Here is a 14,764-nt window from a genome sequence, read left to right as displayed (position 1 = left end):
GACCCACCGAGCCTTCGGGCACGTCGCCAGAGGCGGGTGGTCCACGCTTCAGCGTCCGGCTCCCGAACCTGAATGGGCGGACCTCCCTTAGCGACCCTAACGCTTTCTCCTACGCCAGTCTTGGTGGCCTTTGCAGTTAGCGTTCCAGAGCCTTTTGACAGCCGATCACTGCGCAGAACGCAGCTGCACTTTAACTGTGGGCGGGCCCTTGGAATAGCGCGCCTCGGAGCTGTTCGATGTCGGCTTCAGCCAAACTACCGAGGGCGTGGTGTCTGAGAACCGCGGCGGCCAGCGTGCGAACGCGGCCGAGTTGCTTCTCATCAACGGAGCGAACCGACCCGTGAACGAGGCCACTTCGGATGCCATTTAACCGACCAACAGGTTCCTTGACTAAGTGTTCATCTACATCAAGTATTGCCGCCAACCTACGCCGCAGGGGTGCAATGTTCGCATTCTCGCCAAGTTCAAGTGATTCAAGGACCAGCCAGTACGAGATGAAACCCATCACCCGATCTGCTTGCGATTCGGCTAACCAGTACCACTGTCCGGCAATCTTCAGTCTCTGGCGGCTTACGTCATCTAGTTCCAGGTAGGCGGATATCTTGGGTTCAAGCTGCCCCCAAACTTCCTGGGCGGGCAGAAGGCTTGGCCGCGCCTGCGATTCTAAGGCGACGGTGCGACCGCCTAACATGCGGTTCCAGTGCCAGTCCTCGAAGACTTCGCCAACTTCTTCTGTAATGAGGGGCCCGAGCATCCGCTCCCCGAACATCAGATCCAGCATGACCAAGAGCGGCGCTACACCGGCACGTCCGGCGGCCACCATTCCCTCATAACTGCTGTCGCTGCTCTCACCGATGGCATAGAGAATTTCTACGTAATTCCCTACTGGCGTGTCAGTTTGATGCGCTCTTACATGGATCCCAACGTTTGGTTTGTACTGGTAATGGAAAAAGCCATCTTCGTGCTCGATGGAACCCCATTCAGGCAGCAGAAAATGACCAGGACGCCTAGATGAAAGGGCTCCTTCAAATATTGGTTCTCCGAGCGTTACTGCCCCATTTCCGAACGTGAGGCGCAAACTATCCATGTCAACGCTAAGAGATGGCGCCACGACTGTCCGGATCGTCTTGTGGACTAGCCGATATGCGGGCTTGCCACCACCCTTTGGGTGGTCGTCGTCGGTCATCTGCCACCCTTCGAAGCTGAGTGGAGATGGAGTATCTACTTGCGGTTCCCATGCATGGATGAAGTCGTCGAGCCCCTGCACTTTGTCAGCTTCGACCGGTCGAGCGCTCCCTGTCGCCGTGTCAACAATCTGAATCCGCGGATCGAATGCTGCGCTGGAATTAGCGTCCAATAGGACTGTCCCCCTGCATTCCTGAGCCTCGTTTCGAAGTTGCCACACCCATGCCCGACTACAATTTTATGTGGCAACTTCCATAGTCTAAGCGGTGGTGTAACGAAGGCACGACCCTGAGAAAAAGGGACCAAAATGCGGGTCGAAAAGCCGCCCGTGGACAGAATGTGGACACTGTCCACACCCCGTTTGGCCGGACAAACGCGCGATAAGCGCCTCTGCCTGGTTCGCAGCAAGCAGCTATCCGAGGAAGATCCTCAAGGAAAAGTCGGCTTCGTCATGTCACCACAGTGACCGCCAACAACTGGCCACCGGAAACACAAGAAGGGACAACCCATAACCCCCGATTCCAGCAGGCGGAGGGGCCACCAGCCAGGGCTCCGATCCCGCCACCCACATAACTTCACAGGCGACCGCGGCGCCAGACCAAGCCAAGCCGGGAACAGTGTCAGAGGGGCCGCGGAGGATCAATGTCCACACATTAAAGCAAAAACCCCTTTGACGAGGGGTCATGCTGTGCCCAAGGTGGGACTCGAACCGGACTCCCCCTGATTTTCCGCCGCTCCCCCGAAAATCTCCCCAATCCGGCCCAGTCCGGCCGATATACGACCCGATCCGATGGCCCACGGTGTGCACATTGTGCACACCTTCTCTTTTGCCGTTTGATGCCCCGACGAGGCTGACGTAAAGGGCGGGTTCGTGGAGTCTTGCGCCCGCTTTCGCTCCGACGTGAAGCCGTCCGGAACCTGACCAGTCCCGAACAAATAGCTCACTAGGGAGCGGCCCTCTTGCTGGAAATCGACGACCGTCATGGCTGCGGATTCCTCCCTTCGAACATCTTCTGGAGAAGAGAACAGCAACCCGCATAACCAACCGACAGTCCAGCCTCAACGAAGTGTGGAGCGCCACCAACGGCATAGCGGAGCCCACCGCGCCCAACGACAGCAACTCACATCGCGGAACTACGCCCCATAAGCCGTCGGCACGGTCAACATCCTCCCAGGAGCACTCGCTCGCTAGGGCAAGGAGTCAATTTGACCGCGGCCTGTCCCGCATGGCGCGCTGCCGACGGCGTGCGTTTAGTTCCTCTGGCGCCCGGCTGAAGGGCAAGTGCCCACGAGCCCCGGGTATGGGACTGATGAGATCTGCCGCTCACAACGACCGTCTCCAGAGGCTCATGAACGCAGTCGAGTTCAGATCTGAACCGACAAATGATGTGGCGTGAGGCTGCTGTGCAGCACTACCGACGCCGCGCCCAGCGCAGCAACGTCCGGCCCTGTGCCGCCGAGCTCCACGGCGATGGGGTGCACTCCTCGAGTGAAGGATGCCTTTTCGACGAGCCTTTTCAGTTCTTTCGCATATCGCGGCCCGGCCGCCGCGAAGCCGGGACCGGCAAGCTGGATTCGATCCAGGTCGAGTGTGTTGGCCAGGCCAAGCAGTACGGCGGCGACCCGGCGTACGGACCGGCTGATCAGCGCCTCAGCTTGGGGCATGCCTTTGCCGAGCCCGTCAAGAATTCGCTCATAAATGGCTTGGTCCCCCGATTCTGGTTCGTCAAATAGTGCTCTTAGACCTGGATCGGTGGCCACCTGCTTCACTAATCCGCGAGGCGGCCCGACTGTTTCGAGGCAGCCGCGGGATCCGCACCAGCACTCGAACCCATCCGGCTCAACGACGATGTGTCCGATCTCCCCGGCATTATCTGAAGCGCCCCGAAAGATCGCCCCGCCGATCACCAGGCCCGCGCCGATTCCTTGGTCCATATATACCGTCATGAAGTTAGATGTAGCGTTGGCACCCCCTGCCCAGAAGGTTCCAAGGGCAACGGAATTTGCGTCGTTCTCTATGAGCACAGGGACCCCGCACAGGCCCTCAAGCTCAGCGGCAGTGTCGAATTGCTCCCAGTTTTGGGCCGCCTCGGGATCGGCTCCCCATCCCAAAGGTCCACGGCGGCGCCCGCCCGAGGCCACACCCATACCGACTACAGATTCACGCCAAATGCCGCGTACCTCGATGATTTTCTGGACCGCGGCAGCGACTCGGGCGAGTACCTGCGGCGGAGGATCATCGCCTACTCCAGCAAGGTCGACCCGCTCGATAAGTTTGCCGTTCAACCCGCACAGAACGACGACGATTCTTGAGACACCGAGTGAAACCCCGACAGCGTAGAGCACTCCGGTATTGAGTTTGAGCAGTCTCGGCCTCTTGCCGCCAGTGGATTGGCCGTGACCGGCCTCAATGACGATGCCCTCCAGAAGGAGTTCCTTCACAATCTTAGAGATCGTCACCTCAGTGAGGGAAGAAAGTTGCGAGAGCTCAACCCGCGAGATGCTTTCGCTCGCGCGTATGAGGTCAAGCACTGCACTACGCGTCTCTGCGTAGGACCGGCCCTTGAGCCGGCGCGGAGAGGTTTCTGTCATGGTGCCATGCAATCTACACCACTCCAGCGCGGCCGCGTTTTCAACGGGCGGAAACAGCCTCCAGGGCAGCGCGCGGTCGTAAATCTCCGCCGACGAATAACATCATCCGTGCACCCACCGACCGGAGAGACGGATGGCGAGCCGGGTTGCAAAAGTACATCTATCAAGCCCACCGCACACTCCTCAGAACTTTCTTAACTAACTATTGCTAAGTTGTGACTTCCATCATATCCTCATTTGAGACGCCGTTGATGGCGTAAGCCCGACGGAGGCCTTCTCCCGTCTACGGGGCATCAAAATCGGAGGAACAAGGATGTTTCAAGCTAAGAGTCGACTGACCCGGTCAGCCGCAATAACGACAGGCGTCCTGGTCGCCAGCGCACTGGCCCTGAGCGGTTGTTCCGCGCCGGCGCAGTCCACTGACGGCGGATCCGCTACCTCGGGAAGTATCCAGTGGTGGAGTTGGACCCCGGATAACGATCTGGCCCAGCGCGAGATCGCAGAGTTCAATAAGGAGTTCCCGGATATCAAGGTGACCTTCAAGAAGGTGCCCAACGCTGATTACACCGGCGTGCTGCGTCCGGCGTTGGCTTCCAACGACGGCCCGGATGTTTTCACCGTTGCTGCCAGCGGTTCCGTTGGTCCGGTCAGTGTTTTTGCGCCGTATGCACAGGACCTCACCTCGGCAATTACGGAGAAGCTCGGTGCTGACTGGAAGTCACAGATCGCACCGACGATGGTGGACGCCTTTACCGTTCAAGACAAGCTCGCGGCCTTCCCGTGGGCGAAGCAAGGCGCCGGCAGCATGTGGATCAACAAGGACCTTTTCGACAAGTACGGCCTCGCCGCACCTACAACGCTCGAGGAGTGGGTCAACGTTTGCGAGACATTCCGGGCCAACGGGCATGGCTGCTTCAAGGAGGGAGTGGGCGGCAGCGGCTTCGATGTCGACACTCTGCACTCAATCGCCAACAGCGTTGAGCCCGGTTCCTTCACAGCCGCGGCCCGTGGTGAGAAAAAGTGGACGGACCCGGCCCTGGTCAAGGCGTGGGAGATCTTCAAGCAGCTCTCGGAAAACGGCATCCTCGACGAAGGCGCCGTCGGCGTGCAGCAGTACCCGGACGTCAACAACGCATTCCTGACCGGCAAAGTCCCCATGGTTCAGATGGGCTACTGGTACTCGCAATACGCCACGGTCAACAGCCTCAGGGCAGCGTTGTCAGGCGCCGGTGTCCCCTCGGACACGCCGAAAATCACGATTGTTCCCGTGCCCTTCCCAGATGTCGCCGGCAAGGGAAACCCCAGCACGATCTTCAGCGATCCCGACGCCGCGCAGGCAGTCAACACCAAGTCCAAGTCGCGTAATGCGGCAACAACTTTCGCCCTATGGCTCGGTGCCAGCAAGTCCGGCCAGCAGACCGTGGCCAACAATGTTGACTCCATCCCAACGCTGAAAGGCGTAGAGGCCGCCTGGGAGACGATCGAACTGGTCAACCCCAAGGTTCAGACCCCGCTCCTGCAGGACTTCGCAAAGAAGACCCAGGAATCAACCGAACCACGCCAGTTGAGTTTGTCGGCTGTCCATATCCAGGGCGTGATCGATGCCAACCAAGCGGTGCTCACAGGGCAGCGCAGTCCCGGCCAGGCAGCGGAAGACATGCAGCGCGTGGCTGACGCGAACCCGGTAAGCAAGTAATCCAGTGGGCAAGACCAGCGCGGCGATGACCACCGTGAAGCAACCACCAGTCGTCAGTCACCGGCAGAGTCAACCTCCCAAACCCGGACATCCGCACACCGCCCGGGACGTCCGGGGGAAGCGGGTTGACCGCCGCCTCGGACTCCCGTGGATCCTCCCGGCGATGGTCGTCTCGGTCGGCGTCCTGTATTACTGCATCGGCTATACAGGCTACATCTCAACCCTGAGCTGGGATGGTGCCAGCCCCCAGCCAGTGCCGGTCGGCAGCCAGAACTACACGCGCCTCCTCGCGGATCCCGTGTTCTGGAAGTCGATCGCGCACACAGGCATCTTTTTCGTCGTCACCTTCTCGATCCAGGTCGGACTAGGCATGTTTTTCGCCATCCTGCTGCATTCAAAAGTTCGACTGGGCGTCGTCTATAAAGTATTGATCTTTATCCCCGTGGTCCTGGCCCCTGCCACCATGGCGCCCGTTTTCCGTCAGATCTACGCTCCGGATGGCCAGCTAAATCAGGTCATCCAGGCTTTGGGCCTGCAGGATTTCGATTATGCGTGGCTGGCAGATCAAAATACAGCTCTCATCGTGGTGATGTCGGTGGCGATCTGGCAGTCCACCGGCGTCGTGTTCGTGCTCTACTACGCCGCGATGAGCCAGATCGAAACCGAAATTATGGAAGCAGCCAGGCTCGATGGCGCGGGAAACCTGCGGATCATCCGCAGCGTCATCTGGCCCGGTGTCAGGGGGACAACCCTGGCAGTGGCGATCCTCACCGCGATCGGCTCACTGAAAACCTTCGACTGGCCGTTCCTGGTCACGCAGGGCGGTCCTGCCTACGGCACCGAGTTCCTGGGCACACAGATTTACCGCGTCAGCGTTGCCCTCTCGCAGGTCGGATACGGTGCCGCCCTCTCCATTGTCCTTCTGGTACTCGCCCTGAGCGTTGCCATCGTCCTGAACATCGCTGGCAAGGAAAAGGGGGCTCCCCGTGTTTGAGGTCCGTACGTGGTACACCCGGGGAGCCCTCCAGCTCGTGTTGACGCTCATGGTGGTTCCCTTCGTGTTTCCACTCATCGCAATGGTTCAGGGCTCGCTGGCCGGCAGCGGCTGGGGCAACTACGCCACCGTCCTGTCGCTCGGGCTGCTGCCACGATTCTTCATCAACAGCGTCCTCGTTTCCGTGGCGGTCCTTGCGATCGTGCTGGTATGCACGCTCGCGGCAGCGTTCGGATTCTCGAAACTGCACATCCGCGGAAAGGAGCTCTTCTTCTGGATGCTCCTGGGTGCGCTCACGCTGCCGGAAGTCGTGCTGCTGGCACCGCTCTTTGCCACGGTGACGGCCGCCGGTGCCTACAACTCTCTCTGGGCAGTGGTCGTGCCCGCGGCGGCCCTGCAGATTCCGTTCTCCGTACTTCTGGCCCGCAACTTCGTAGATGGCATCCCCGACGAACTGATCGAAGCGGCACGGGTTGACGGAGCGAACACCTGGCAGGCCTTCCGCCATATCATCATGCCGCTGACACGCCCCATCGTCGCCGCCATTGTGGTCCTGGTCTTCATCAGCTCGTGGAACGGGTATCTTCTCCCGCTACTGTTCCTGCAGACCCCGGAACAGCAGACCATCACCCTCGTCCCGCAATACTTCGTCGGACAATTCAACAACGACCAAACCAAGGTCCTCGCCGCTGCGGTACTCACCGCCCTGCCAGTACTCATCGCTTACATCAGCCTTCAAAAGTTCTTCGAGCGCGGCCTCGCGGCCGGTGCTTTGAAGTAGCCAAACCAGGAAAGAAGCCACCACCATGCCTCACGCACGAATCGACATGCACCGCGCCCTCCAGCCGAAGATGGCTGACATCAGCGCAGCCATCCTCCGCGGAATGGTCACCGGCTTCGAGATGCCTGAAGATGATCTGTTCCAGATCTTCCGGCTCCACGAACCCGGCGAACTCGTCTACTCCCCCACGTTCCCGAACCAGCAGCGGGACGACATCATCTTCATCGAACTGGTCGCCCAGAACGTTTACAACGATGACCAGAAGCAGCGCACCATGGCCGCGATCGTGGATGAAGTCTCAGCCCTCGGAATCAAACGCGACAACCTTCTTCTCGTTCACGTCGAAGTCCAGGGCGCCGCATGGTATGCACCCGAGCCCGTCTAAGCACTGCCAATTCCCCCCTCATAGGAGAACTCCCCATGTCACTCGCCCCCCAACTCGCCGACGGCCAGCGCGCCCAGGTATTCATCGGCGGACCGGCCCACAACCAACCGACTCTCCTATTCGAGACCGATGAACTCCAGATCGAAGCACCCAACTGGTCCCTCGACGGCAAGACCCTCTACCTGAACGGAAACGGACATCTTTGGGCACTGGACGTCACGAACCCTGAGTCAGGGCTCCGTCAGATCCACTACGACGGCCTCCCCGAACTGAACAACGACCACGTCCTGGACCCGGATGGAGACCACATTTTCCTCTCGGCCAATGACGGACACATCTACCGCGCCGCCCTCAGCGGCGGCGCAGTCGAACGTGTGAGCCAGGACGACGGTATGTGGCACTTCCTCCACGGCGTCTCACCCGACGGCAAACGCCTCGCCTACGTCGAGCTGAAAGAATTCGGGGATCCCGGCAAACTCGCCGTATGGCCGGTTTCCGGCGGCGTAGTCACACGACCGGACACCGGACCGCGACACATCGACGGACCCGAATGGTCCCCTGACGGCGAGTGGATCTACTTCAACACCGAGGGATTCACCACCGCGGCAGGACATGCCCAGCTCGCACGGATCAACGAAACCACCAGCACACTCGAACGGCTCACCAGCAGCGAGACAGTCGACTGGTTCCCGCATCTTTCCCCGGACAACCGCTCGGCCGTGTATATCTCCTTCCCCGCCGGAACCCTCGGCCATCCGCCAAACCTAAACGTCGACGTCGTCGTCGTGTCCCCCGAGGACTGGTCGACCCCCGTCCAGCGCTACCCGCTGTTCGGCGGCCAAGGCACCATCAATGTCAACAGCTGGTCTCCCGACAGTTCACGCTTCGCGTTCGTCGCATACCCGATTAACTGAAATGGAGATGACCATGAAGCAGCAGACGAATTGGCTGCGCCCCCTCGGCTCCACCGGCTTGACCGTGTCCGCCGTCGCCGCCGGCGGCGGCCCCATTGGCAGCATGCCGGAGATCTTTGGCTATGACGTCCCCACCGAACAAGCAGTGGATCTCGTGACCAAACTGCTGCGCAGCCCTGTGCGGGTCATCGATACGTCCAACGGCTACTCGGACGGCAATAGTGAGCGAAGGATCGGACAGGGAATCACCCGCGCCGGAGGGCTGCCAGCCGACTACCTCATCGCCACCAAGACCGACGCAAAAGACGGCGACTACTCCGGTGAGCGGGTCCGTCGATCGGTTGAGGAGAGCATGGACCGCCTCGGCCTCAACAAGCTGCCACTCGTATACCTCCATGATCCGGAGTTTGCGCTCGACCAGGGCCTTGACGCCCCGGGTGGCGCGGTGGAAGTGCTCGTCGAGCTACAACGTGAAGGCATCATCGGGGCGATCGGCCTGGCCGGTGGTGACGTCAAGGTAATGCATCGGTTCCTGGATCTGGGCGTATTCAACGTGCTCCTCAACCACAACCGCTGGACCCTTGTCGACCGCAGCGCCGGAGCACTCTTTGACCGGGCCTCAGCGGCCGGGATGGGCGTCGTCAACGCCGCCTACCTGGGCGGGGGGTTGTTGGCCAACCCACACGGTCAACGCAAGTATGGCTACCGCCCCGCCAAAGATGCGACGGTCGACGCTGCCTTCGCGCTCGAAGCCCTGTGCCGCGAGTGGGGTACAGATCTTGCAACCGCTGCGCTGCAATTCTCCTTGCGTGATCCGCGTATACATATGTCTGTGGTCGGCATCAGTAAGCCTGAGCGAATTGACACGCTCCTCGCGTCAGCCAACGCCGAGCTTCCAGAGGAGTTTTGGGTCGCTGTCGAGGACCTCGTACCCGAACCCTCGAATTGGTTGGATCCGGTAAACCCATGACCGGCCAGGACGCCATCGAACTACAAACGATGCTCAAGGAAATTCAAGGTCAGGCAGCTGAGCGCACGCTCACGAGTTTCGGTCACGAGGACGCGAGAAGGATCGGATCAGCAGCCGCGGCGCTGGCAGAACGCGATCACCTGCCGATTGTCGTGGCAGTGTCCCGGGGAACGCAGCGGGTATTCCACGCAGCGTTCGCCGGGACCACCGCCGAGCACGACGACTGGGTCCGGCGAAAGATCAACACCACGATGCGGCACGAGATCCCGAGCCTCGAGTTCGTGCTCCGGCACCAACTCTCCGGCCATGCCCCCGACTGGCTCGATCAACAAGAATTCGCGATAGCCGGCGGCGCCGTGCCGATCGTCGTAGCCGGAATCACCGTGGGCGCGGTGGCCATCTCCGGGCTGGTCGGATCGATCCGGGAGGACCACGACGTCGCCATGGAAGCGATACGGTCAGCCCACCCTCGGCCCTGACCTTCCAATGCTGGTCTCCCTGATGTCGTTAGCCGCGCAATAAACGTTCGGACTCCCCCAAATAAAAGGAAGACGTATGATTTCATCCACAAACTCCCGCGGCCTCCAGACCTCTCGATACCCGGGCAGAGACGACATGCAGCCTAATCAGGTGTCTCAGCTCATCATCGCCGACGTCGAAGAAGGTACAGAGACGCTCGTGTACCAATCGGAGCGTCTCGTCGAATCACCCAATTGGACGCCCGATGGCCGGTGGCTGGTGGTCAACAGCCAGGGGAAGCTCTGCAGGATACTCGCCGACGGAACCGGAGACCTTGAACGGATCGACATAGGCGACGTCGAGGGCGTGAACAACGATCACGTGCTCTCACCGGACGGGGAGCGCGTGTACTTCAGCGCTCTCGGCCATGTGTACTGTGTGAGCCTTGAAGGTGGCGACGTGCGCCGGGTGTCAAATGTCCACCCGGCGGAGCAACGGTACAGCTATTGGTTGCACGGCGTCTCGCCGGACGAGGAGACGCTCGCCTACGTGTCGGTCGAGCCGGAGGGAGACGAGCCGCGCGCCCGGCGGAATCTCGCGACCATACCGGCGGCGGGTGGTCCGGAAAACCAGGTGACGGAAGGTGTCAACGACTACGACGGTCCGGAATACTCCCGCGACGGGAAATGGATTTACTACAACTCCGAGGAGACGGCCACGGTGAAGGGCCACGCCCAGATCTTTAGGATGCGACCCGATGGCACGGACCGGCAGCAACTGACTTTCGACGCGCGCGTCAATTGGTTCCCGCATTTCACACCGGATGGTAAGGAGTTCGTGTACATCAGCTACCCTCCCGGCACAATCAGCCACCCCGCTGACATGGAGGTGGAGTTGCGGATGATGACCGCAGATGGTGGCGAGCCACGCACCATCGTGACGTTATTCGGCGGCCAGGGAACAATGAACTGCAACAGCTGGGCGCCGGACGGCAGGCGATTCGCGTTCTTCGCGTACCCGTCCGTCCTGTAGGCGGCATACGTGAGTCCATGCAACCAGTGGACCTTGAAATCTTCTCAAGGTAGTATTCGTCAACCCATGCGCACGGCCCGGGGCAACGTAGCTGACGGGCGGCAGGCGGCCGGGAGCAACATTCCCGGTGTTCGACGGATGGAGGGCCCGACTTGACGGCTGAGGATCTTGTGAGCAACCAGATGGTCACGGAGTTTGCGTCCAGCCACTTGCCCTGGCGTCTTGACGTCAGACGCCACGCCAAGCTTCGTCATCTGACGCGGAGGCTCGGCAAGCCCTGGACCGTGGGCTGCACGCTTGGCGGGATGGTGGGTCGCCGCGGCCCCGCCGAACTTCGTCAGACGGACGGCGAGTTCATCGCTGTTCTACTTGTGCAGCGCGGCGCCGAAGTTTTCGCCCAGAGCGGCAGGGAGACTCTAGTCGGGGAAGGAATGGCCTTGATCTGGGACGGAGTGCGGCCGGCCGAATGTTCTGCTCCCGGTCACCTGGATAAGTTCACCTTCTTCCTGCCGCGGGAAATGGCCCGGGAGGCATTGCCCCGCTTCGAATCAATTGTCGGGAGGCCGCTGCCGGCCTCGCCTGGTCTTCGACTGCTGGGCTCATGGCTTAAGACCTCGACAGACGCCGACTACCTGGACGAGAGGGCAGCTGTCACTGCGGGCAATGTGGCCGTTGACCTGCTGACGTCCGCGATCGGTTCGTCATCGAACATCGTCCTCGACACGCAGTCCATCCGCCTGATGGAGATACGCGCCTTCATCGACTCTCATCTGAACAGTGTCGGTCTGAGCGTTGACGACATCGCCCGTGCAAATGCCGTGTCCACCAGGTACTTGCATCTGCTGTTCCAAGGGGCGGGCGACTCGTGCGGGCAGTACCTATCGCGCCGGCGACTTGAAACTGCCCAGCAACTGCTGATGACGCAGCCGGGCATGTCAATCACTGAAGTGGCATCCCGAGTCGGCTTCGCCAGCCCGTCCTCGTTCAGCCGCGCGTACCGATCCGCCTACGGGATCGCCCCGAGGGATGCACGGCGACCGCAGCCGTCCTGAGAGATTTGCACCTCAGGCCAAGTATTTTGCACTCCGGGGCATGCGCGGCCGAAGTGCTCTCTCCATAGTTGAAAGGGACGTCCCCGACGTCCCTTTCAACCCGAGGAGATCAATGATGACCACTCACGCATTCGACGTTTCCGTCCGAAACAAGGAGGGCGACGAAACGCCCCGGACGCACGAGGCACTGTTCCAGCGCGGCCAAATAGGCCGGATGACCCTGAGGAACCGTTTCGTCCAGTCCCCTATCTTCACTCAATACGCCGGAACGTTCGGCGACGTCAGCGACCGCATGATCGAGTACTACCGTGCCAGAGCCCGGGGTGGAGTGGGCCTCATCATCACCGAAAACACCTCTGTCGACTGGATGGTAGGCCGCACCGTGGGCCATCCCATCCGCATTGACCACGACCGGTTTCGCTCAGGCCTGGCAGCCCTGACCGAGGCGGTGCACAACGAGGGAGCGAAGATCGCCGTCCAGCTCCATCACACAGGCCGCCAAAACTCGCAGGCAAACACCGAACGGAATGAACCGCCAATCGCGCCAACAGCGGGTATCACAAGCGCCTTCGGCACCCCGCCGCGGGCCATCGAGCTCGCTGAGATCCCGGGCCTGGTCGACATGTACGCACAAGGGGCCAGACGCGCCGTCGAGGCCGGGTTCGACGCGGTGGAGCTGCACGGTGCCCACGGGTACCTGCTTGGCCAGTTCCTCTCACCAAAGACCAACAAACGCACCGACGAGTATGGGGGTTCTCTGGAGAACCGAGCGCGATTCGCCCTCGAAGTGGTCCGCGCAGTCCGGGACATCGTCGGCCCGGACTTCCCGGTCATGTACCGCCTGAGTGTGGAGGAGCCCTACGAAGGCGGACTGCCGCTGGATGAAGGTCTCCGGTTCTGCAAGATGCTGGAGCAATACGTGGACGCCCTGGACGTATCGGCCGGAAACTACGACACCGCCGCCACTCTCCTGCCCATGTACCCGCCCGGCAACCTTGTTCATTACGCCAAGGCAGTGAAGGAAAGGGTGTCGGTGCCGGTGATCGGTGTCGGCCGGCTGACCTGGCTGCTCGACGAAATGAACGATGCTGTCGCGTCAGGCGAACTGGACTTCGTCGCCCTGGGCCGGGCACAGCTCGCCGACCCTGAAACCGTGGCCAAGACCCGACGCGGCGAAGGAGCCCACGTGCGCCGCTGCATCGCCGTCAACGAGTGCATCTCACGCTGGATGTTCAAAGGCCAGCACACCCAGTGCGTCATCAACCCGGCTCTTTCACAGGAGGCCCGCGCAAAGGATGCGCTGCGCCGGGCCGACGTCGCCAAGCGGGTTCTGATTGTGGGTGCCGGGCCGTCGGGCTGTGAGGCAGCCATCGTCGCTGCAGAGCGCGGTCACGATGTCACAATCATCGAGCGCCAGGAAGCCATCGGCGGTCAGTTGCGCGCTTGGTCCGCCGCCGGCTTCCTCCACACTGAGATGAGGAACATGATCAACTTCTACAGGGTGGAGCTCCAGCGTCTCGCCATCGACGTCCGCCTCGGTACAGAAGCCACACAAAGTGACCTGGACAGCTACGATGTCGTCCTGCTGGCTACAGGCACGGTCAGCACAGGGTTACCCGACGGCGCCATCGACGCCGTCGAGATGCTCACCACGGGAACCGCGCCCGACGGCGATCTGGTCACCGTGCACGGCGATACCGAGATCGCGATGTTCGCAGCCCTTTGGCTTGCGGAGCAGGGCCGCCGCGTCAGGCTCAGTTCGCCGTCCGGGGACGTCGGAATCGACACCAACGACATGCAGCGCGATCGTCTCGCCGAGCTCCTGGCCGCCCAAGGTGTCGAAACGGCCGTCGGGCAGGCCGCTCCCAACGGAGGGGTTGTCGTATGGGCACAGGACCGGGTGGCCAGCGACGTGCTGACAGGCATGGTCGACGAGGAAAAGGTCCGTGAGATCGGCACGCGAACCCGTGGTGGCCGGATGTATGAGGCAACCCAATCCGGGTTCTGGGCAGCAGCCCGGATCTGAGAGGAGAAATTCGATGACTGTACGCGCAATTGAACACATCGGCATCACAGTGCCCGACCTTGAGCAGGCCACCAGGTTCTTCACGGAAGCCTTCGGTGCCGAGAAGATATACGACATGCTGGACGAACCGCTGACGGGACCCGAGGTCGAGGCAGGACTGGGCATACCTTCGGGAGCCACTATCGAGTCGATCCGCATGATGCGTCTTGGCGATGGCCCCAATCTAGAACTCTTTGTGTACTCTGGGGCGCCGCAGCGGCCGCCTGTGGTCCCCAGCGACTACGGCCTCCAGCACTTCTGTGTCTACGTTGACGACATCGACAAAGCAGCCGGGAAACTTGAGGACGCCGGCGGCACGCTGCTGAGTCAGCCCAACGATCTTCCGGGAGGAGACGCGGGGGCCGGCAACCGATACCTGTACGCCCGCACTCCGTGGGGCAGCACAATCGAGCTCGTCAGCTATCCGTCGGTGCAGGCCTACGAGGCCGGCACGATGCTTCGCCGGTGGCGTCCCCGCCCGAACGCCGACCACTCGCAACAGGAGCTATAACCGCCTGCAGACCCGGCTGACCTGTCCCACCCGGCAGCGGAACTGAAGGCAATGGCAGGCGTGGCCGGATCTCCTAACCCGGCCACGCCTGCCGTTCCTTTCCCGGTCTGTGCACCCGGCTGGGGTCG

At 61.4% G+C, this 14,764-nt stretch carries 13 protein-coding genes; 11 read left to right on the top strand and 2 right to left on the bottom strand.

Annotated elements, in window-relative coordinates; all coding sequences use genetic code 11:
- Positions 1–190: 190 nt before the first annotated feature.
- Both Q8Z05_RS17025 and Q8Z05_RS17020 read right to left on the bottom strand, forming a co-directional pair.
- Positions 191–1,186: a hypothetical protein gene (locus Q8Z05_RS17025; protein ID WP_305940758.1), complete on the bottom strand. Its 996-nt coding sequence runs from the start codon at positions 1,184–1,186 to the stop codon at positions 191–193.
- A 1,364-nt stretch (positions 1,187–2,550) separates the two neighbouring features.
- Positions 2,551–3,777: an ROK family protein gene (locus tag Q8Z05_RS17020; protein ID WP_305940757.1), complete on the bottom strand. Its 1,227-nt coding sequence runs from the start codon at positions 3,775–3,777 to the stop codon at positions 2,551–2,553.
- A gap of 313 nt (positions 3,778–4,090) precedes the next feature.
- Here Q8Z05_RS17020 and Q8Z05_RS17015 point away from each other — a divergent pair, with 313 nt between their 5' ends.
- From Q8Z05_RS17015 to Q8Z05_RS16965, 11 genes are all read left to right on the top strand, one after another.
- Complete coding sequence (locus Q8Z05_RS17015) at positions 4,091–5,473, top strand: ABC transporter substrate-binding protein (protein WP_305940756.1); 1,383 nt, start codon at positions 4,091–4,093, stop codon at positions 5,471–5,473.
- A 4-nt stretch (positions 5,474–5,477) separates the two neighbouring features.
- Entirely contained in the window at positions 5,478–6,467 is a 990-nt protein-coding gene (locus tag Q8Z05_RS17010; protein ID WP_305940755.1) for a carbohydrate ABC transporter permease, read from the top strand.
- Entirely contained in the window at positions 6,460–7,248 is a 789-nt protein-coding gene (locus tag Q8Z05_RS17005; RefSeq protein WP_305940754.1) for a carbohydrate ABC transporter permease, read from the top strand. The genes Q8Z05_RS17010 and Q8Z05_RS17005 overlap by 8 nt, the downstream gene beginning before the upstream one ends.
- 25 nt (positions 7,249–7,273) lie before the next feature.
- Positions 7,274–7,633, top strand: a complete 360-nt coding sequence (locus Q8Z05_RS17000) for a tautomerase family protein (protein ID WP_305940753.1) — start codon at positions 7,274–7,276, stop codon at positions 7,631–7,633.
- Positions 7,634–7,668: 35 nt separating this feature from the next.
- The gene (locus Q8Z05_RS16995) at positions 7,669–8,547 is read left to right on the top strand and encodes a TolB family protein (RefSeq protein WP_305940752.1); all 879 of its coding nucleotides are present in this window, start codon (positions 7,669–7,671) and stop codon (positions 8,545–8,547) included.
- A gap of 13 nt (positions 8,548–8,560) precedes the next feature.
- Positions 8,561–9,517 (top strand): aldo/keto reductase, encoded by a 957-nt coding sequence (locus Q8Z05_RS16990; RefSeq protein ID WP_305940751.1) that lies wholly within the window; start codon positions 8,561–8,563, stop codon positions 9,515–9,517.
- Entirely contained in the window at positions 9,514–9,996 is a 483-nt protein-coding gene (locus Q8Z05_RS16985) for a heme-binding protein (RefSeq protein ID WP_305940750.1), read from the top strand. Before Q8Z05_RS16990 ends, Q8Z05_RS16985 begins: the two co-directional genes overlap by 4 nt.
- A 76-nt stretch (positions 9,997–10,072) precedes the next feature.
- A complete protein-coding gene (locus Q8Z05_RS16980; RefSeq protein ID WP_305940749.1) occupies positions 10,073–11,008 on the top strand; it encodes a TolB family protein in 936 nt (311 codons plus the stop codon).
- Between the two features lie 170 nt (positions 11,009–11,178).
- Complete coding sequence (locus Q8Z05_RS16975; RefSeq protein ID WP_305940748.1) at positions 11,179–12,060, top strand: AraC family transcriptional regulator; 882 nt, start codon at positions 11,179–11,181, stop codon at positions 12,058–12,060.
- A gap of 112 nt (positions 12,061–12,172) precedes the next feature.
- On the top strand, positions 12,173–14,086 hold the full coding sequence (locus Q8Z05_RS16970; RefSeq protein WP_305940747.1) for an FAD-dependent oxidoreductase: 1,914 nt from the start codon (positions 12,173–12,175) through the stop codon (positions 14,084–14,086).
- Positions 14,087–14,099: 13 nt separating this feature from the next.
- The gene (locus tag Q8Z05_RS16965) at positions 14,100–14,636 is read left to right on the top strand and encodes a VOC family protein (RefSeq protein WP_305940746.1); all 537 of its coding nucleotides are present in this window, start codon (positions 14,100–14,102) and stop codon (positions 14,634–14,636) included.
- Positions 14,637–14,764: the final 128 nt, after the last annotated feature.

The organism is Arthrobacter oryzae (genome assembly GCF_030718995.1).
Lineage (GTDB): Bacteria > Actinomycetota > Actinomycetes > Actinomycetales > Micrococcaceae > Arthrobacter > Arthrobacter oryzae_C.
Note: the sequence above shows the minus strand (reverse complement) of the source record. Positions and strands in the feature narration are given on the sequence as shown.